This is a genomic window from Geothermobacter ehrlichii (assembly GCF_008124615.1).
In the GTDB taxonomy this organism is placed as follows: Bacteria; Desulfobacterota; Desulfuromonadia; order Desulfuromonadales; family Geothermobacteraceae; genus Geothermobacter; species Geothermobacter ehrlichii.
Genome location: NZ_VNIB01000001.1, coordinates 1 through 18,817, shown reverse-complemented (window position 1 = coordinate 18,817; position 18,817 = coordinate 1). Strand labels below are relative to the sequence as shown.

General features: G+C 60.7%; 15 protein-coding genes. 5 read left to right on the top strand and 10 right to left on the bottom strand.

All coding sequences use genetic code 11. The features are described from left to right. Nucleotides 1–24: 24 nt before the first annotated feature. From EDC39_RS00080 to EDC39_RS00050, 7 genes are all read right to left on the bottom strand, one after another. The gene (locus EDC39_RS00080) at nucleotides 25–693 is read right to left on the bottom strand and encodes a Smr/MutS family protein (RefSeq protein WP_148894064.1); all 669 of its coding nucleotides are present in this window, start codon (nucleotides 691–693) and stop codon (nucleotides 25–27) included. A 2-nt stretch (nucleotides 694–695) separates the two neighbouring features. Then, nucleotides 696–1,421, bottom strand: a complete 726-nt coding sequence (locus EDC39_RS00075) for a tetratricopeptide repeat protein (protein ID WP_148894063.1) — start codon at nucleotides 1,419–1,421, stop codon at nucleotides 696–698. Between the two features lie 225 nt (nucleotides 1,422–1,646). Continuing rightward, complete coding sequence (locus tag EDC39_RS00070) at nucleotides 1,647–2,402, bottom strand: hypothetical protein (RefSeq protein ID WP_148894062.1); 756 nt, start codon at nucleotides 2,400–2,402, stop codon at nucleotides 1,647–1,649. A gap of 1 nt (nucleotide 2,403) precedes the next feature. Then, complete coding sequence (locus EDC39_RS00065) at nucleotides 2,404–4,089, bottom strand: LysM peptidoglycan-binding domain-containing protein (RefSeq protein WP_246140139.1); 1,686 nt, start codon at nucleotides 4,087–4,089, stop codon at nucleotides 2,404–2,406. A 50-nt stretch (nucleotides 4,090–4,139) separates the two neighbouring features. Further along, a complete protein-coding gene (hflX, locus tag EDC39_RS00060) occupies nucleotides 4,140–5,783 on the bottom strand; it encodes a GTPase HflX (RefSeq protein WP_148894061.1) in 1,644 nt (547 codons plus the stop codon). Between the two features lie 78 nt (nucleotides 5,784–5,861). Then, on the bottom strand, nucleotides 5,862–6,629 hold the full coding sequence (gene fabI, locus EDC39_RS00055) for an enoyl-ACP reductase FabI (RefSeq protein ID WP_148894060.1): 768 nt from the start codon (nucleotides 6,627–6,629) through the stop codon (nucleotides 5,862–5,864). A gap of 176 nt (nucleotides 6,630–6,805) precedes the next feature. Further along, nucleotides 6,806–7,594, bottom strand: coding sequence for a DsbC family protein (locus EDC39_RS00050; protein WP_148894059.1), 789 nt, complete (start codon nucleotides 7,592–7,594; stop codon nucleotides 6,806–6,808). A 352-nt stretch (nucleotides 7,595–7,946) separates the two neighbouring features. Here EDC39_RS00050 and EDC39_RS00045 point away from each other — a divergent pair, with 352 nt between their 5' ends. The 3 genes from EDC39_RS00045 (at nucleotide 7,947) to EDC39_RS00035 (ending at nucleotide 11,952) form a co-directional block, all read left to right on the top strand. Continuing rightward, nucleotides 7,947–8,501, top strand: coding sequence for a manganese efflux pump MntP (locus EDC39_RS00045; RefSeq protein ID WP_148894058.1), 555 nt, complete (start codon nucleotides 7,947–7,949; stop codon nucleotides 8,499–8,501). A gap of 131 nt (nucleotides 8,502–8,632) precedes the next feature. Further along, nucleotides 8,633–9,718 carry an ABC transporter substrate-binding protein gene (locus tag EDC39_RS00040; protein ID WP_187426553.1) on the top strand — a complete coding sequence of 362 codons (1,086 nt, stop codon included), beginning with the start codon at nucleotides 8,633–8,635 and terminating at the stop codon, nucleotides 9,716–9,718. Beyond that, nucleotides 9,715–11,952 (top strand): ATP-binding protein, encoded by a 2,238-nt coding sequence (locus EDC39_RS00035; RefSeq protein ID WP_148894056.1) that lies wholly within the window; start codon nucleotides 9,715–9,717, stop codon nucleotides 11,950–11,952. The genes EDC39_RS00040 and EDC39_RS00035 overlap by 4 nt, the downstream gene beginning before the upstream one ends. Nucleotides 11,953–11,990: 38 nt before the next feature. On the opposite strand, the gene EDC39_RS00030 is transcribed toward EDC39_RS00035, so the two are convergent. The 3 genes from EDC39_RS00030 to EDC39_RS00020 all read right to left on the bottom strand — a co-directional run bounded on the left by EDC39_RS00030 (nucleotide 11,991) and on the right by EDC39_RS00020 (nucleotide 15,994). Continuing rightward, nucleotides 11,991–12,884: a PHP domain-containing protein gene (locus EDC39_RS00030; RefSeq protein ID WP_148894055.1), complete on the bottom strand. Its 894-nt coding sequence runs from the start codon at nucleotides 12,882–12,884 to the stop codon at nucleotides 11,991–11,993. A gap of 38 nt (nucleotides 12,885–12,922) precedes the next feature. Then, a complete protein-coding gene (locus EDC39_RS00025) occupies nucleotides 12,923–15,199 on the bottom strand; it encodes a Tex family protein (RefSeq protein WP_187426552.1) in 2,277 nt (758 codons plus the stop codon). A gap of 123 nt (nucleotides 15,200–15,322) precedes the next feature. After that, nucleotides 15,323–15,994, bottom strand: a complete 672-nt coding sequence (locus EDC39_RS00020) for a four helix bundle suffix domain-containing protein (protein ID WP_148894054.1) — start codon at nucleotides 15,992–15,994, stop codon at nucleotides 15,323–15,325. Between the two features lie 1,318 nt (nucleotides 15,995–17,312). Here EDC39_RS00020 and EDC39_RS00010 point away from each other — a divergent pair. Both EDC39_RS00010 and EDC39_RS00005 read left to right on the top strand, forming a co-directional pair. Continuing rightward, nucleotides 17,313–17,852: a hypothetical protein gene (locus tag EDC39_RS00010; RefSeq protein WP_148894052.1), complete on the top strand. Its 540-nt coding sequence runs from the start codon at nucleotides 17,313–17,315 to the stop codon at nucleotides 17,850–17,852. Nucleotides 17,853–17,930: 78 nt separating this feature from the next. Then, nucleotides 17,931–18,659, top strand: coding sequence for a hypothetical protein (locus EDC39_RS00005; RefSeq protein WP_148894051.1), 729 nt, complete (start codon nucleotides 17,931–17,933; stop codon nucleotides 18,657–18,659). Nucleotides 18,660–18,817: the final 158 nt, after the last annotated feature.

The window sequence follows — 18,817 nt, the reverse complement described above, 5'->3', positions numbered from 1 at the left end:
CGCGGCGCGAACGGGTTGCAAAACTCAGCTGCGCAGAAAAAGGATCAGCGCCCCACCACCGCCGAACTGACGCGGCGCCCGCCCCCATTCGATCACCGCCTCGAGCCGGCGGGTGCGCAACAGATGTTCGACCGCCTCCCTGAGAACGGGACCGTCGGCCGAATGTTGCCCCTTGCCCGTAATCACTCGCACGGTTCGCCAGCCGTGATAGGCGGCGTTGCCCAGAAAATGCTCCAGCTTTTCCAGCGCCTGGTCGCGGGTCAGTCCGTGCAGGTCGATTTCGGCCTCGATGCGCAGTTTTCCCCGCACAAGCTGTTTCATCCGGCGGGGCGCCGGCGGAGTGGGAGTTTCAGGAATCTCGTCCTCGAAACGAACGTCGAGCCGCCCCAGTGCCTGCAGAAATAAGTCGCGCTCATCTTCGGGGGGCTCGGCATCCGGCTCTTGCGCCGCCTCCGGTTTCATAACCGGCTCCGGCGGCACGGCCGATGTGCCGTCCAGCGGCTTGACGCCCAGACCGGCCATCGCCTGCAGGAAATCCTCTTCGGCCGGAGGGCTTGGGTGTGACGCCGGCGCTTTCGCCCCGGCGGAGGGGCTGTCGTCGGAAACGGCCAGCCCCTTCAGTGAGCTGAAGGGGCTGGTGCGAAAGGAAGGGTTTCCGCTTTCTGTCCGGCGGGCCTTCTTGCGCCTTGCCATGCTCAGCGGCGGACGATCTTGCGCCGTCCCTGGATGGCCCGGGTCTGCTTCTTGATGAGTGCGCCGGGCTTTTCGAGATGAAACTGGTACCACAGATCGCCGTACTGTTTCATCTTCATCTTCTTGCCTTCTTTCAGGGCGTCGAGATTGACCTGAATCGCCTCCTTGTCGGCCACCTTGCCCAGACCCTTCTCCAGGATCTTGATCGCCTTTTCCCGCTCTCCGATCCGGTCGAGACAGAAGGCGTAGAGATTGTAGAGCATGTCTTCCTTCTTGTTGCCGGCCAGGGCCTTGTCGAAGGTGCTGATCATCTTCGAGTTCTGCTTCTTGTGCATGTAGCAGATGGCCAGCATCGCCATGCTGCTCCAGTTGCGGAAGAAGCCCTTCTGCAAAAACTCGAACGCCTTGCTGAAATCGCGCTTGAGGTAGTAGATGGCGCCGATCTGCGAATTGATCTGCTCCCGCAGGTAGAACTGCCAGGCGGCGTAACGGTAGCCCTGCTGCAGGACCTTGATCGCCTTTTCGGTACGGTTGGCCTGGATGTCGCGCTGGGCGGTATCCATGATCACCTGCACCTTCTTCATGATGAAACGGAGCAACAGAAAATAGACGCCGGCAAAAACGATGACGCCGCCGAAGATGGCGACCCAGATGTCGAAGCCGGCGAAATGCTGCAGCAGCAGCGTGGTGGCGAAACTGGCCACGGCGGAAATCAACAGACTCAGCATGACAGGCTCTCTTACCTTTCGAATACGGACTCTCCCGCCGGCGGAAAACGTCTGGAACGCCTCCGGGCAGGGGCAAGCGAGTTTAGCAACGGTGGGGTGAAAAGTCAAAACCTTCCGGCCGGGCTCCGGGGCCGGCTCGAGGACGCAACCGTCCGCCCGGCATGGGCTTTTGCGCCGTCCGGGGCGGCCCCGGATTCGCCGCAGGCGTCGCCCCGGTTCCGGTGCTCAGGCGGGAAGATGCAGGTGGCGGACGATCCGGTCGATGCCGAGCCGTTCCACCTCCGGCGGCAGCCGGTCGTTATGCAGAAACTGGGTATTGCCCCCCTGGTAGAGAAGAACGGGCGTCTCTGCGCTTTTCAGGGTGAAGACCTCGCCGCAGACCGGCCGGCAGGGCTTGCCGTGACGCGGTTCGCGGAAGGGGCAGTTGCGGCTGCTGGTCACCATGGCGTAGGGCAGGTGCAGGGTTCCGGCCAGTCCGGCAGGCAGCGGAGCGATCCCCTGCAGCAGGTTGTCGAGTTCGACCCGGCCAACCCCGAGCTCGCGCAGCAGCTCGCGCGACGGGCCGCTGTACCAGGTTCCCCGACGAAAATAATCGATCTGCACCGGGGTCAGATCGAGGCCGAGAACCCGCGGGCCCCGCTTCTGGCCGGAAAGGGCCCGCCCGCAGACCAGGGTCAGGCCGGGGCAACGCTGCCGCGCCAGCTCGGCCATGCCCAGATCGGAAAAGAGCAGTTCGTCGTTTTCGGCCAGGATGTCGGGCAGCTCCTCGAGCAGCGCGGCCGCCTGCGGCAGCCAGGACTCGTAGAAGACGGGCGTGACCAGGGTCAGGCCAATACCGAGCCGGCGGCACAGGTCGGCCGCCCTCCGGATGCTGTCGATGCCGGGCATGCGCCAGCAGCAGAATTCGGCGCCGAAATAGAGACGGTCGATGGGTGAAGGAAGCTCCTCCGGCAGCAGATGTGTCAGCCAGGCCTGTTCCATGTCACCCCCGGCGATCGAGGGGAACCATCAGGGTCAGGGTGTCGCCCGGTCGCAGGACATGGTCTTCGCTGAGATTGTTCCAGGCCATAATCTGCCGGGTGTCGACGCTGAAGCGGCGACCGATGTCCCACAGCGTGTCGCCCGAACGCACCTTGTAGACGATCTTGCGCACCGGACCGCGGCTGACCTTGCGTTTCGCCGCCGGCCGCTGTCCCCGGGCCGAAACGATCAGCTTCTGGCCGGGACGGATGATGTTGCTCCAGCCGAGCCGGTTCCAGACGCGCAACTCCTTTTCGCTGACCCCGAAGCGGGTGGCGATCTTCCACAGGCTGTCGCCCGGCCGCACGGTATAGGTCCGGCGCCGGGTACGGATGTAATCGTCCCGCATCTCCTCCAGCGGCCGGCGGGTGTAGCCTTTTTTCAGCGGCAGCACCAGGTCGGTGCCGACCCGCAACGCCCGCGGATTGCGAATCTTGTTCAGGGCGATGATGTCGTCGACCCGGATACGGTGTTTTTTGGCGAGCTTGAGCAGGGTGTCGCCGGGACGGACGCGGTGCCGCAGGTAGCGGATGCGATCGGCGGGGTCGAGCGCGGCGTAGCCCTCGACGAACCGCTGGTAGCGCCCCTGTGGCAGGCGGATCACGTAACCCTTCTCACCGGGCGGCGTCGACCAGCGCAACAGCTCGGGATTGAGCCGCTTGATCTCGTCGTAGTCGCAGCCGGCCAGCCGGGCGATCACCTCGATATCGGTCGCCGAAGGCAGCGCCACCTCGTCGTAGGCCAGGGGCTCGAGATAGTCGATCCTGTCGAAGCCGTATTTTTCCGGCTGCCTGGCGATCAGCAGCACCGCCAGCAGTTTCGGCACATAGTTGCGGGTTTCCGGCTGCAGGACGCTGCCGCGCGACAGGGCCCAGAAATCGGTCGTGCCATACTTGCGGATCGCCCGGCGAATCTTGCCGGCACCGGCATTGTAGCTGGCGACGGCAAGGTACCAGTTGCCGTCGAACTGCCGGCTCAGATCGGCCAGAAAACGGGCCGCGGCATGGGTCGACTTGACGAAATCGCGCCGCTCGTCCCGCCACCAGTCCATCTTCAGGCCGTACATGCGGGCGGTCGATTCGATGAACTGCCAGGGGCCGACGGCGTGCGCCCAGCTGTAGGCCCGTTCGTTGAAACCCGATTCGACCATCGCCAGATAGGCCAGGTCACGGGGCAGGCCGTAACTGGCGAAGACCTCGCGCATCATCGGCAGATAGCGTCCGGAGCGCCTGAGCCAGCGGGTGAAGACCCGGCGACCGGGGCCGGTATAGTAGTCGATGAAATACTGGACCTTGGCGTTGTTCACCACCGGGATGTCGAACTGCGCCCCCCCGGCGGGAACGCTGGCGCCCTCGTTGTCGGGCGGATGCTGGTCGAAACCGGTCAGCAGCAGGGTGTCGGCCAGCGATTCGCTGTCGAGGGAAAGGCCGGCTTCGAATCCGGCGTCGAGAGCATCCTCTTCGCGGAAGGACGCCGGCAGAAGTGTCATCTTTTCGGCGGCCCGTTCGAGCGACGAGATGTCGCAAGGCTGCCGCGCCTGACGGGTCGCGGACGCCGGCGCGGACGCGCTGCCTGCCGGCGGCGTCACGGCCGGCGGCAGGGAACAGGCCCCGAGCAGCAGGGCTATGCTGAGCAGAAAAATTCGCATGGCAGTCCCGTCAAAGGCCGTCCAACCCTAGACAATAAAACCCTTATCTGTCAAGCAGTTCCGTTTTCGTCGGGCCAGAAGCGGCGTTCCATTTCACGCAGCAGCGGCGCAAAGGTGCCCCGGTCGAGAGCACTGATCGGCAGCGCCTGGTAGCGGCGGCAGAGGTGCCCGACCTCCTCGGCCGGCAACAGGTCGACCTTGTTGAAGACCAGCAGCCGCGGTGTCTGCTGCAGGTTCAGCTCCTGCAAAATCGTCTCCACGGCGGTGATGCGTTGCTCGAAACCGGGCGCGGACAGGTCGACCAGGTGCAGCAGAAGATCGGCGTCTTCCAGCTCTTCCAGGGTGGCGCGAAAGGCGCCGAGCAGGCTTTTCGGCAGCTTGCGGATGAAGCCGACGGTGTCGGTGATGATCACTTCCCGCTCGCTCGGAAACCTCAGCCGTCGGCTGGCGGTATCGAGAGTGGCGAAAAGCAGGTTTTCGGTAAAGGTGGCACTCTGGGTCAGGGCATTGAGCAGGGTCGACTTGCCGGCATTGGTGTAGCCGACGATGGAGATCACCGGCACCCCCGACCGGATGCGCCGCTGCCGGCGCTGGACCCGCCCCCGGGTCAGCTCCTGCAACTGCTTCTCCAGCCGGCGGATGCGGTCGCGAATCCGCCGGCGGTCGATTTCGAGCTTGGTCTCCCCCGGTCCACGGCCGCCGATCCCTCCCATCAGCCGGGAGAAGGCGGTACCCCGTCCGGTCAGGCGCGGCAGGATGTACTTGAGCTGCGCCAGCTCCACCTGCACCTTGCCGTCCCGGGTGTGGGCGCGTCGGGCGAAGATGTCGAGAATGAGCTGGGTCCGGTCGATGACCTTCAGCTCGGTCAGGGCGGCGATGGCCGCCACCTGCGCCGGGGCCAGATCCTGGTCGAAGACCAGCAGGGTCGCCCGCTGCTGCAGGGCGCGCACGATCACCTCACGGATCTTCCCCTCCCCCATCAGGTAGCGGGGATGGATCCTGTGCGCCCGCTGCACCACCCGGTCGAGCACCTGGACCTCGGCTGTCCGCGCCAGCTCCTCCAGTTCGGCGAGAGAGTCCTCCACCACCGCCCGGCTCTCCCGGCTGACGGAAATGAGAATCGCCCTCTCGCGGCCGGCGTCCAGATCGACCGTCTCCTCGGCCCGCCGCTCGAGCTCGTCGTCGAGGGAACGGATGAAGCGTGCAAAATCGACCTCAAGCTGATAGAAGCTGGCGAAACGCTGCAGCTCAACCGTCCGCCCCTCCGGATTGGGTGGCAGCAGATAGGCCATTTCGGTGACGCCGGGAAGCCCCTGGTCGTCGACGCCGATGGCGACCATCAGGTCGAGCCGCAGCAGGGAGAGGTCGTTGATGTCGTCCTGCGACAGCGGTTCCTGGCGCAGGTGGGTGTGCAGGCAGCGCAGACCGCGCAGGCCGCTGCGGCCCAGACCGTAATCGGACAGGTCGGGAATGACGATCTCCCGGTCGTCGCCGAGAATGACGTGGACGATCCCCCCCTGGCGGTCAGCGATGATGCCGATCTGCCGGCGAAGATCGCGGGAAAGCTCGGTCAGGTAACGGGCCAGCTCGCCGCTGATAACCCTGTCGGGCGGCAGCCGGCGGCGGTAGATGCGCTCCAGGGCCCGGACCTGGCTCGCCTTCAGACCGGCGGTTGAACCGTGAATTACCGCCATGGGGCGCTCACCTCCGGACGCAAACAAAAAAAGGGCCCGTTGCGAGGCCCTTTTGCAAGCTTGTCGGCAACAAACGCATCACTGCGCCGAAATGCTGAAACCACCATCAACATAGTGAACCTCGCCGGTCACCCCCGTGGAGAGGTCGGACAGCAGATAGAGGGCCGCATTGCCGACCTCGTCCTGCGTCACCGTGCGCTTGAGGGGAGAACGCTCCTCCATCACGTGCAGCTTCTTCTTGAAATTGCCGATGCCGGAAGCCGCCAGGGTCTTGATCGGCCCGGCGGAGACGGCGTTGATACGGATGTTCTTTTCACCGAATTCGGCCGCCAGGTAGCGTACCGACGATTCGAGGGCGGCCTTGGCCACGCCCATCACGTTGTACTCGGGCACGGCGCGGACGGCGCCGAGATAGGTCATGGTGACGACACTGCCGCCGTTCTTCATCAGCGGGGCGGCAAAGCGCACCATGGGAATCAGCGAATAGGCGCTGATGTCGAGGGCGAGATGAAAGCCGTCGCGGCTGGTCATCGAAAAGGGCTGCTTCAGATCCTCGCGGTTGGCGAAGGCCACCGAATGGACCACGAAATCGATGCTGCCCCAGCGCTGTTCAAGCTCGCGGAAAACCGCCTCGATCTGTTCGTCCGAGGTAACGTCGCAGGGAAGGATGATGTCGGCCCCCAGGCTCTCGGCCAAGGGACGCACCCTCTTTTCCAGGGCTTCGTTCAGATAGGTGAAGGCGATCTCGGCGCCGGCGGCATGCAGCTGGCGGGCCACCCCCCAGGCGATGCTCTTGTCATTGGCCACACCGAAGATGACGCCGCGTTTTCCTTGCATCAGACCCATGCTTTCATTCCTCCTTGCAGGCTGAAACCTGAATCCGCAAGTCCATGCTTGATGGCAGAGCGCACGTGACTGGCCTGAACGGGCAGGTCAATGACGTGTGCCACCCGCCAGTGATGAGCTCAGGGATTCCGGTGAAACATCGCCTTTTACCAGATTGCCGCCAGAAAAGCAAACGCCTATTCGGCCTGGCCGGCCTTGCGCACCATCTCGAGCAGATCCTCCGCCGGGCGGGCGCCGGGACGGACCGTCCCGTCGGGCAGAATCATGGTCGGGGTCGAGTTGATCCCCAGCTTCTTCACCAGCTCGAGATTGGCGTCGATGGCGGCCGCCTCCTTGCAGTCGACCGGCTCGAGACTTTCGCCGGCGTAGACCCGGTCGAGAAGTGCCGGATCATTCCGGCAGATGAGGGTCCTGGAGAGGGGATAGGCGTCCGGGTGCATCTTCAGCGGATAGAGCTTGATGTAGAAGGCGACATTGGGGTCCATCTTCACCGCCCGCCGCATTTCGCCATGCAGCTGGGCGCAGTAGGGACAGCGTGGGTCGGTGAAGACGATGGCCTTGTACTGGGCCATCGGGTCGCCGATCAGAAAGGCATCGTCGAGGGGAATGGAGGCGACGTCGACCTTGCGCGGCTTCTCCGGCTGCGGCCGTCCCTCCCCAAGGGTGATATTGGCCCGGTCCTTGAGCCGGATGATGTTACCGGCAACGACATACTTCTTGGAAAAATCGATGTAGAGGGGAAAGCGGGTGCCGTCCTTTTCGACCTCGACCCGCCAGACGCCCGGCATCTCCGAAAACCGGACGCTGACGACCCTGTCGATCCCCGCACCAAGCAACCCGGCGGCTTCATCGGCCTTCAGGCTGTGGCAATCCTTGCAGGAGCCGGCGCCACAGCCTTCGGACATGAAAGCCATGACAGGCGCGGCGTACAGAACCAGCATCAGAACAGGCAAAATCCATCTCATGGTCGAACCCCTCTCTTGAGGCAAATCGATGACTGATCGGAAAAGGGTATTCTAAACCGGGGCCGTCGGCCGTGACAAGTCCAAGGTCGACAAACATCAGTTCCTTCTCCCGGGAGACAACCTCAACAGTTTCCGTGACAAAAGCACTCTCTCCAGGGATTGCCTGCCCCCATGGAAAACTGTCGAGAACAGACAGCAGTAAAATTCAGACCCACAGTCGCTCTCCAGCACCCGAGCTCAACTGCCCCTGGGTGGAATCCAGAAATCAGGGGCATGTTTCAGCCACAAGAAGCCTTGATTGATCCTTGCGCGGGAGAATGTTTAAATACGGATCCTCGAACCGGAGTCTGCCATGGATCTGATCACCATCTTCGGCCTGGCCCTGGCGCTGGCCATGGACGCCTTCGCCGTCGCCCTCGGCACCGCCCTCGCCCTGCCGTCGCTGACCGGCCGCCATCTCTTTCGCCTGGGCTGGCATTTCGGGCTGTTCCAGGCCCTGATGCCGATTGTCGGCTGGCTGGCCGGGTTGACCATTCAGCGCTGGATCGTCGCCATCGACCACTGGATCGCCTTCGGACTGCTCGTCTTCGTCGGCGGCCGGATGATCACCGAGGCCCTGCGCCACGACGGGGAGGAGATCCGAGACGATCCCACCCGCGGCTGGTCCCTGGTCATGCTATCCGTCGCCACCAGCATCGATGCCCTGGCCGTCGGCCTGACTCTGGCCATGCTCGGCATCTCCATCTGGTTTCCCGCCCTGATCATCGGGCTGGTGGCCGGCATTCTGACCGTCGGCGGCATGCTTCTCGGCCGCCGGGTCGGCGACCGCTGGGGCAGCCGGGTCGAAGTTCTCGGCGGCCTGATCCTGATCGTCATCGGCCTGAAGATTCTGGTCTCTCACCTTTGAGCTTCTTCCGAAAAACATCAGAGAAAAATAATTTTGCTCCGACTGTTTTGTCCTTAACTATTCTGCTACATTTTTCGATATGAATGATTGTAACCTGCTGTTTTGCAAGGGTACTTCATTTAGATAGAAAAATGAAAAGACGTTTCGGGATCCTTCTTTCCTGCCTGCTGCTCCTCGTCCTCGCCGCACCGGTCCGGGCCGACCACGAGCAAAAACGGCTCTTTCTGGTCGCCAGCTACGACCCAGACAACGTCTGCGGCATGCCGCAGGAAGAAGGCGCCCTCGAAGAACTGCGCAACCAGGGCTGGATCGAAGGGAAAACCCTGCTGGTCGAACGCTTCTACATGGACACCAAGCGCCGCTACGTTTCGCCGGAGGCCATGCGGCAGCGGGGACAGCAGGCCCTGAAACGCCTGCGCGCCTTCGCGCCCGATGTCGTCCTCACCCTGGATGACAACGCCTTCCGCGAGGTCGGACTGGCTCTGGCCGGGCAGAAAATCCCGGTCGTCTTTTCCGGACTGAACGGCCAGCCGGAAGACTACAACCGCCGCCATCACTTCATGAACAGCCGCGAGCACCCGGGCGGCAACATCACCGGCGTCTACGAAAAACTCTACGTGAAAAAGGCAATCGAGCTGCTGGCCACCGCCTTTCCCGATCGGCGGGGACAAAGAGTCGTCGGCATCGTCGACGATTCTCCCACCGGCAAGGGGATCAACCGCCAGTTCGAGATCGAGATGGCGGGGCACAACAGCGTCGCCGGCCTCTACTGGGAGAGCCGGCAGGTTTCCAGCTTCGAGGAATACCGGCAGCTCATCAGGCAGCTCAACGCCGACCCGACGGTAGGGGCCATCTACCCGGTGGCGGCACGCCTGCCCACCGCCGACGGCCGCATCCTCACCGCTCAGGAAATCATCGCCTGGACTGTCGAACACAACGGCAAACCGGAACTGGCCGTCAACTATTTCTTCTCGAAGCTGGGACTGTTCGGCGGCGCCGCCGTCGATTTTCACAAGATGGGAGCCATGGCCGGCCGACAGATCGCCTGGATCCTGGACGGGCGCAAGGCCGGTGACCTGAGCATCGTCGACGCTCCGGACTTCGCCCTGGTTTTCAACCTGACCCGGGCGCAACAGCTGCACCTGGAGCTGCCCATGACCCTTCTGACCGCTGCCGATCATGTCTACCGGCAAAGGAGGAAACACCAGACGGAATGAACTTCTTCGCCCGCCTGCATTACCGCCAGAAACTAACCCTCATCGTGTCGGTCGCCCTGCTTGTCCCCCTGCTGGCGGCCTGCCTTCTCTTCGGCCGGCTCTACACCCGGCAGATGGAAGAGAACATCCGGCAACGGCTCGAAGCCAATCTCAACACACTGAGCATGTTCCGCGAGCATCTCAGCGGCCAGCTCGACCAGAACCTGACCGGCCTGGCCAACGACAACACTCTGCAGGTAACCAGCCAGCTCAACTTCATTCCGCAACTGACCAACTACCTGCGACAGAAGAGCACCCTGCTCGACCTGCCCTACCTGCAGGTTCTGTCGGCCGACGGCAACCTGCTGGCCGGCACCGATCCCCTGCCCGAGGGCTGTTACCAGACGGAACGGCCCCGGCTGCAGCGGACTCCGACCGGCGCCGTGCTCTGTGCCCGAAAACCGATCCGGCGTGACGACAAACTGATCGGCTACATCGCCGGCGGCTGCCCGTTGAATATCGAGATGGCAACCCACATCGAAAATGTCACGCCTCTCGACCCTTTCCTCATCACTATCGACGGCCGCATAGTCCTGAGCAACCGGCTGGGCGACAGCCGGCAAAACAATCTGTTTCGCGCCATTGCTCCAACAACCAACGGCACCCTGCAGTTCGGCAGCAAAACCTACCGCTACACCTCCCGCTGCAACGAAGAGAATGGACAGACGGTCTGCGGCCATGCCCTGTTGCCGCTCGGTTCCCTGCACGTCGCCTTCTCCCACACCACGCAGCGCATCACTACCGTTGCCCTGCTGATCTACTGTCTCTCCCTCTTCTTCCTCCACCGGCTGGTCCGGGGACTGGCCGCTCCAATCCGGCAACTGTCCCTGGCGGCCAGAAAAGTAGAGAGCGGCAATTTCGACACCGTGGATCTCGACCTGGAAAGGGAGGACGAATTCGGCCTGCTCAACCGCTCCTTCGCCCGCATGGCGATCACCCAGCAGAACTATGCGCAACGGCTTGAGCAGGAGGTCGCCCAGCGCACCGCCGAACTGGAAAAGGCCAACAAGGCCCTGCGCCAGGATATCCTCGCCCGCCAGAAGGCGGAAATGGAGAAGAGTCGCCTGGAAGAACAACTGCGGCAGACCCAGAAGATGGAAGCCCTGGGCACGCTGGCCGGCGGCATCGCCCACGACTTCAACAACATTCTGATGCCGATTCTCTGCCTGACCGACTTGGCGCGCAAACGGCTGCCGGAAGAGGACCAGACGCGGGAGATGCTGGACGAGGTACTCAAGGCGGCACACCGGGCCAGGGACCTGATCAGCCAGATTCTCTCCTTCAGCCGTCCGGACAAGCAGAAAAAACAGCCGATCAACCTGGCGGAAACGGTCACCGAAACCATAAAGCTGGTCCGCGCCTCGACCAGCGCCGGCATCGACATCCGCTTCGAAATCTCCGCCGCCGACATCTGGGTCGACGCCAACGGCACCCAGATGCAGCAGATGCTGCTCAACCTCTGCACCAACGCCGTCCAGGCCATGGGCGAAAAGGGCCAGCTGGAGGTCAGGCTCGAAAAGATCGGCGAGCAGCAGGCACGGTTGACGGTCAGGGACGACGGCCCCGGCATGAGCGAAGAGGTGCGGGAACACATCTTCGAACCCTTCTTTACCACCAAGGCCACCGGACGCGGCACCGGCATGGGCCTGTCGGTAGTGCACGGCATCGTCACCCATCACCAGGGGAGCATCCGCGTCGACAGCACCCCCGGCGAGGGGGCCTGTTTCGAGATCATCCTGCCTCTTTGCAGTCTGCGTCTGGTCAAGGAGGTCAGAGGAAACCGGGAACTGCCACACGGCACGGAAAGACTGCTGGTGGTCGACGACGAAAGGGCGATCCTGGCCGTCTGGCAGACACTGTTCGAGGAACTGGGCTATCAGGTGGTCACAGCAAACGACCCCGAGCGGGCGATGGCGATGGTCGCCGACGGGGATGAACACTTCGATCTGCTGATCACCGACCAGAACATGCCCGGGATGAGCGGAGCGGAATTGGCGATGAAAATGCGGCAGTCGATCCCGCGGCTGCCGGTTATCATCTGCACCGGCTACAGCGAAAGCTGCACGCCGGAAGACGCCCTGCTACTCGGTTTCGACCGCTACCTGACCAAACCCTGCAATACAACCGACCTGGCGATGGCGGTACGCGAGGTTCTCGACCAGGCGCTGACGGCCGACAGAACCATTTCCGCCTGATCCGGCCGACAGGAGGGCGAAAAGAGATCGACAGGACTTCACCCCTGCCCGCAGGCGCCGCCGCGTCGCCGCGCCAGCGCCTGCAGCAACTCTTCGTACAGGGCGTAGGGCACATTCAGCGAACCAAGGCTGCAGCCGGGTGACTCCTCCCCTTCCTCGCCCCGGCCGTGATCGTCCGAGCCGCCGGTCACCAGCAGCCCTCGCCTGCGGGTTTCGGTCAGATACCAGAAGGTCTCCTCGACACCGGCGCCGCCGTTGTAGACTTCCACCCCGTCCAGTCCCCGCGGCACCAGATCATCCAGCAGCCGCAAAAAGGTATCGCGGCCGCCCGGAAGATAGGGAGGATGGGCGAGCACGGCGACACCGGCGGCGGCATGAATCAGGGCGATCGCCTCCTCGGCGGGGAAGAAACGCTTCGGCACGTTGCAGGGGACCAGATAGTCCCGGAAGGCCTGCTCCATGTCGACGACATGCCCCGCCTCGATCAGGGCGCGGGCGATGTGCGGCCGGCCGAAGGTGCCGCCGGCAAGCTGCCGCACCCGCTCGAAGCGAATCGGCGTCCGGCCCTGCGCGGCCAGCTTCTCGTTCACCCGTTCGACGATCCGTTCGTTGCGCCCGGCCCGAAAGGCGCGGAATTCGGCCAGGCTGGCGGTCAGCTCCGAATGGTGATGGTCGAAGCCGTAACCGAGCAGATGCACGTCCTGCACCTCGCCCCAGATCACCGACAGCTCGACGCCGGCAATCACCTCCACCCCCAGTTCGGCACCGGCGGCCATGGCGACATCGACGCCGTCGACATTGTCGTGGTCGGCCAGGGCGATGGCGGCCACGCCCCGCCGGGCCGCCAGCTCGACGACCTGCCGCGGCGCCAGCAGGCCGTCGGAGCAGGTAGAGTGCAGGTGCAGATCGATGGTCTTGTCCGGCCTGGTCATTTTACTCATCCTTTCATCACCCCGACACGGCCCGCGCCTCAGCGTACCCGGAAACCGGCCTTTTCCAGCCGGGCCTTCAGATCCTCCGGCCCGCTCCTCTTGCCGCTTCCCTGCCGTTTCCGACCCGGCTTCGCCGCCGGCGCCGGCTGCGTCTGTTTGATCGACAGGGCGATGCGCTTCCGTTCGGCATCGACGTTGAGCACCTTCACCTTCACCTGCTGGCCGACCCGCACCACGTCGGCAGGATCGCGCACGAAGCGGTGCGCCAGCTCCGAAACATGCACCAGACCGTCCTGGTGCACGCCGATGTCGACAAAGGCGCCGAAGGCGGCGACGTTGGTCACCGTCCCTTCGAGAACCATCCCTTCTTCGAGATCGCCGATCTCGCGGATATCCTCCCGAAACCGCGGCGGTTCGAACGCCTCGCGCGGATCGCGGCCCGGCTTTTTCAGCTCGGTCAGAATGTCCCGCAGCGTCGGCAGGCCGACTCCGTCCCCGACGTAGCGCTCCAGCTCGATGCCGTCCGTCTTCTCCATATCGGCGCACAGTTCGGCCAGCGAACAGCCGAGATCTGCCGCCATCCGCTCCACCAGCGCGTAGCGTTCAGGGTGAACGGCGGTGTTGTCGAGCGGATGATCGCTTTCGGGCAGGCGCAGAAAACCGGCCGCCTGTTCGAAGGCCCTGGGCCCAAAGCGGGGCACCTCGAGCAACGCCCGCCGGTTGCGGAAGGGCCCGTGCGCATCGCGGTGGGCGACGATGTTGCGGGCCAGGCTCTCGCCGATGCCGGCCACGTAGCTGAGCAGACGCCAGGAGGCGGTGTTGAGGTTGACGCCGACCCAGTTGACCGCCGACTCGACGGTGGCATCGAGCGCCCGCTGCAGTTCATGCTGGTTGACGTCGTGCTGGTACTGGCCGACGCCGATGCTTTTCGGATCGATCTTCACCAGCTCGGCCAGCGGGTCCTGCAGCCGCCGGGCGATGGAGATGGCGCCGCGCACGGTAAGATCGAGATCGGGAAACTCGTCACGGGCGATGTCACTCGCCGAGTAGACGCTGGCGCCGGCCTCGTTGACCAGCACCACCGGCAGCTCCAGCCCGGCTCGCCGCAGGCAATCGCGACTGAACCGCTCCATCTCGCGGCCGGCGGTGCCGTTGCCGACGGCCACCAGTTCGATCCGGTACTCCGTAATCAGCCGCAACAGCTCTTTTTCCGCCTGCTCCGCCTTCTGCCTGCCGCCAGCATGGGGATAGATGGTGGCATGGGCGAGAAAGCGGCCGGTTTCGTCGACCACCGCCAGCTTGGAGCCGGTGCGCAGCCCCGGGTCGATCCCCAGGGTACGGCGGGGCCCGGCCGGCGGCGCCAGCAGCAGATTCTTCAGATTGGCGGCAAAAACGGCGATGGCGTCGGCATCGGCCCTCTGCTTGGCCTCGACCCTGAGATCGACTTCGATCGACGGCTCCAGCAGCCGCTGCCAGGCGTCGCGAATGGCCTTTCGCAGCTCGTCGGCGAAGAGCCCCTCGACCAGAAAGCGTTTCTCCATCAGGGCCAGAATCTCCTCTTCCGGCGCCGTAATGGCCAGACGCAGCCATTCTTCCTTTTCGCCGCGCCGCATGGCCAGAAAGCGGTGCGAAGGCACCGTCTTCAAAGGCTCGCGGTGATCGTAGTACATTTCGTACTTGCTCACCTGCCCTTCCCGGTCACGGGCGACGCGGGAGACGATCTCCCCCTGCTCCCAGACCAGACGCCGGACGGCGGCGCGCACCTCGGCATCCTCGGCGAAACGTTCGGCCAGAATGTCCCGGGCGCCGGCCAGGGCGGCCGTCGCATCCTCCACCCCCTTTTCCGGGTCGACGAAATCCGCCGCCACCTGAAGCGGATCGCCTTCGCTCGGCCGCCCGGCCTGCATGATATCGGCCAGCGGCTCCAGTCCCCGTTCGCGGGCGATGGTCGCCCGGGTGCGCCGCTTGGGCCGGTAGGGAAGATAGAGATCCTCCAGTTCGGTCTTGCGTCGGCAGGCCAGGATTTTCGCCTCCAGCTCCGGCGTCAGCTTCTGCTGCTCGCGGATGCTGTCGAGCACCGTCTGCCGCCGGTCCTCCAGTTCGAGCAGATAGCGCCACTGCTCGTCGATGGCGCGGATCTGCACCTCGTCCAGTTCGCCCGTCGCTTCCTTGCGGTAGCGGGCGATGAAGGGGATGGTCGCCCCCTCTTCCAGCAGCGCCACCGTCCGTTCCACGCCGGCCGCCGGCAATCCGGTCTCTTCCACCAGCCAGGAAAGCAGCGTCCGGTACTGTTCGTCCGTCAGTTCAATAGCCATGTGTCCTCCATGAAATGCTTCTGCGAAGGGGCGGATTTTAGCACAGGCGGGGGGAGCCGGGACAAAGATATTTCTGTCTGCGGAGTTCAGCCACGCCAGCCCGAACGGCTGGCAAAACAGGCGTTATGACTTTTGTCTGCGTTTTTCGCTGCGCACACGATAGAGGCGCTCGGAAAAGCCACCTTCGTTCTCAAAGTCCAGGGCCAGGCGTTTCACCTGGCGATCGAGAAAGTAACAGGCCAGATTCAGCAACGAAAGAGCGGCGTTCGCGGCCAGACAGGCAGAAGAGAGGGACACACACGGACGCGCACCGACATCCACGGCCCCTGAGCCGCCCGACCGGTCCGTGACAGTCTGTGGGTCTCTGTTCCTCTTCCGTGTCAGTCCCTGTTCGTCCAGAGATCTCTTCCGCTCCGCGGCAACCCAGGCCTGCACCTCTTGCAGAGTTTGCGGTTTCAGGGCTTTGAAGCGCATCAGCGCCGGGTGATTCGGCTCCAGCATGGGCAATTCCCGCTGCCGCAAAAAATCCTCATAGTCGAGCTTCAGCTCTTCCAGGCTCGCCCGCGCCACCTGCGTCAGCTTGAGTTCGGTCTTCTTCGACGTGGCCGAAACCTGCGAGCCCTCCGCAATGTTCTGTACCCCACTGCGTGCCGCCTGCACCATCTGATCTTTCGTCCGGCTGAAGCGGTCGATGTACTTGTCGCAAAACCGGACTGTCACGTCGTAGACCAGTTGTGCCACCTGGAAGCTTTTCAGTTTGCGGTATCCACCATGTTGCGGGATCAGTCCAGGCATCGGTCCCCCTCCTCTGAGCCAATGTGTCCGAAACCTCCAGGAGGGACGGCGGCAAATCGCCTTTGCGGCAACCCTCCTTGATATGGGCAAACATAATGCCCCATCCGCAGACCGGTCGTCCAGACAGCTGTACAAGATTACTTCCCACCCTTCGCCAGTCTTGACGTTAAAAACATCGTAATACCAAGCCAATGGGCAATTGACAGATCCTGAGAAATTTTTTAGGCTGTCAAACAGCGTTCCACAGCACGCTGGGGAATCCAGGGGGGGGATATCCACGCAGTCACAGCCATCCAGACCAAACCACCAGCCGGCATCTCCTTTCCTTTATTTTCCAGCAGTTGCAGCCGTTGTTATAGCTTGTTCCGTTTTATCCGAATAACGCGGAATCCGTTTTATCTGATATGCGGGATTCCGCCTAATACCTGTTAGATGAATAAATTGAAAATAATCACTATGCCACGATCCTTATATATAATTTTAATACCAATTATTTTCGGGTCTATCTCTCTCTTGACAAACTTTGCGGTTCTTCTGCCAATTTACAAATATTTGTCAGTAGTGAATATGCTTAGCGTCACTGTTTACTCAGTGTATTTCTGCCTTCCAATCACAATAACAACTGGAATTTTGGCAGGGTTAATCCAATGGAAAATTTCACCATTACTGAACAAAAAACAATACTGTGTAGCAACATCTACAACATTCATTGTTATACTATCGTCTCAAGCAGTCTTCTTTCCACATTGGTAAGGAATTGAAAAAATCATCTAACAAGAAAATGAAGCGGAGCGAAAATACATGTGTGCTTCACGAATAGGCCGCTACCAAATTGCACCTACCCGTCGCGCCCGCTTATCTCAAACCGTTAGATGCCAGGAATGAAAATAATGATATCGGAAAAATTCATAAAAGCAATAACGGCATTATTTATTTCTGTGGGCGCGGCCTTGCTTGTTTTTTCGTTGATACTTTCTGACTATGTAATGAGTTTTCGTGCATTAGGAACTTGTGGAGTAATGTCGTGGCTTTTCTTAAATCCACAAATTGGCCTTGAGGACTATGCAGAAACAATTAACTTCAAAAAGACAAAATACAATTTCATAATAATCCCAGCCCTGCTGTCGTTCATTTTAAGTTTTTTGGTTTAATAAGTGCCTGTAATTACAAAAGCATCTAACCATGCAATCAAGCGGATGAAAAATGGCTGGGTGCTTCCCGAAAAACAGATTCTAAAACTGCGGTAGGTACCGCAAGTTCGCGTCGCCACCGCTTATCACGACCGTTATACCCTTTTAAGAACTAGAGGGCGTGGAATATGAAGATAATCCTCAACTCCTATCATGACCCTGATAAGGGGATGGATTGGAATGAACAGACTCCGATTATAGAAAGGCGAATAGTCGGAATCATGGAGGAATTCAGTGAATCGGTTGATTATTCCATACAAGAGACCAATTTCGGCGTGGGCGCTGATTGGCCGACGATTGCTTTGGATGTGGCAACGATAGCTGGTGTAGGTTTTTTTGCCGTCCCTGAAGCACATAAACGTGTACGCGAAGCACTTGAGGAGTGGCAGTTGATCAGCGCGAATATAAAAAAATTAATTGACTGGATTGGCGGTAAGGAGTCAATTGTAGCGCAGCCAATTGAATTAATTTTCATTGCAGCCTCCGAAGCCCTTCTTTCGCTCGTAAAAAACGACGATGCAGTGTTTCTAAAGTATGAGGAAATCCTACCAGCAGGAAGTCATGAAGAAATCTCGGGACTGTACGATTTTCGTTTTGAATCTGAAGGAAACGAATGGAAAGTACTTATCAATGGACAGAAAGACATAAAGGCAATCGCAAAGGTATAATAATGGGCTCCAAGGGACGCTCAGCTTCGCTGCGCGCCCCTGAGCCCAAGCGTTATGCGTCAAAAAGGAAAACATACAGTGACATTTGATAAAGATAAATGGCTTCACAAATTACAACTTTCGAGCATACCCCTCCGCAAGCTCAACGAGGAACTGATGCCGATTGGCATAGCATCGGGGTGTCTCATTGACTATCTCGGGAAAAGGATCATCTTGTCTGTTTTTCACGCAACAAAAAGGGATGCAAATTGGGTCATTGAGATCAAGTATGAAGAACAAAAAGGGACACAAATTTATAGACCAGGTGGTTTCAATTACCTTGGTGAGATGAAGCTTGGAAGTAGCGAAATAAAAGAAATAGATTTTTCCTATACAGAAGTCGCATCGGATTTATGCTCATTTTTTCAGGAAATAACTCCAAAAGGAAAAATCTTATCGGAGACCACAAGGGAAATTTTCTCCCCAAAATTCGACATATTACCATCAAAAGAAGAAACCTACGGATTTTCAGGCCAAGTAATGGCAGAAATGCATGGCAACCATACTCTTGCAACAGAACACAGGGTTTACCCAGACTTGAAGTATGAGAGAACTGAAAATGGGTATCATCAGTTTAAGTTGCCTTTTTCTCATCCTGGGCATGAACACTTTAGAGGCTGTAGTGGAGCCCCCATACTTGACACAAAAGGAAATGTCGTAGCCTTGGTTTGCCATGGTGAAGTAGAAAAAAATTCAATATATGGCATTTCTTTAGCACGGTACAAACTAGCTTTAGATATTACCTTTGGCGACCTGACAAACGCATAACCACCAAATCAAGCGGACGGAAAATGACTGTGTGCTTTCCGAAAAGCAAAACCAAATTGCGATGGGTGGATTCAATTTGCAAGTGCACCACCCCTGGCTTCATCGAACACTTCCTGGGGCGTCCGGTAGCCGAGGCACTTTCTCGGCCTGTTGTTCAG

Coding starts and splice junctions, on each gene's coding strand:
- EDC39_RS00080 (WP_148894064.1), bottom strand. CDS start 693: ATGGCAAGGCGCAAGAAGGCCCGCCGGACAGAAAGCGGAAACCCTTCC.
- EDC39_RS00075 (WP_148894063.1), bottom strand. CDS start 1,421: ATGCTGAGTCTGTTGATTTCCGCCGTGGCCAGTTTCGCCACCACGCTG.
- EDC39_RS00070 (WP_148894062.1), bottom strand. CDS start 2,402: ATGGAACAGGCCTGGCTGACACATCTGCTGCCGGAGGAGCTTCCTTCA.
- EDC39_RS00065 (WP_246140139.1), bottom strand. CDS start 4,089: ATGCGAATTTTTCTGCTCAGCATAGCCCTGCTGCTCGGGGCCTGTTCC.
- hflX (WP_148894061.1), bottom strand. CDS start 5,783: ATGGCGGTAATTCACGGTTCAACCGCCGGTCTGAAGGCGAGCCAGGTC.
- fabI (WP_148894060.1), bottom strand. CDS start 6,629: ATGGGTCTGATGCAAGGAAAACGCGGCGTCATCTTCGGTGTGGCCAAT.
- EDC39_RS00050 (WP_148894059.1), bottom strand. CDS start 7,594: ATGAGATGGATTTTGCCTGTTCTGATGCTGGTTCTGTACGCCGCGCCT.
- EDC39_RS00045 (WP_148894058.1), top strand. CDS start 7,947: ATGGATCTGATCACCATCTTCGGCCTGGCCCTGGCGCTGGCCATGGAC.
- EDC39_RS00040 (WP_187426553.1), top strand. CDS start 8,633: ATGAAAAGACGTTTCGGGATCCTTCTTTCCTGCCTGCTGCTCCTCGTC.
- EDC39_RS00035 (WP_148894056.1), top strand. CDS start 9,715: ATGAACTTCTTCGCCCGCCTGCATTACCGCCAGAAACTAACCCTCATC.
- EDC39_RS00030 (WP_148894055.1), bottom strand. CDS start 12,884: ATGACCAGGCCGGACAAGACCATCGATCTGCACCTGCACTCTACCTGC.
- EDC39_RS00025 (WP_187426552.1), bottom strand. CDS start 15,199: ATGGCTATTGAACTGACGGACGAACAGTACCGGACGCTGCTTTCCTGG.
- EDC39_RS00020 (WP_148894054.1), bottom strand. CDS start 15,994: ATGCCTGGACTGATCCCGCAACATGGTGGATACCGCAAACTGAAAAGC.
- EDC39_RS00010 (WP_148894052.1), top strand. CDS start 17,313: ATGAAGATAATCCTCAACTCCTATCATGACCCTGATAAGGGGATGGAT.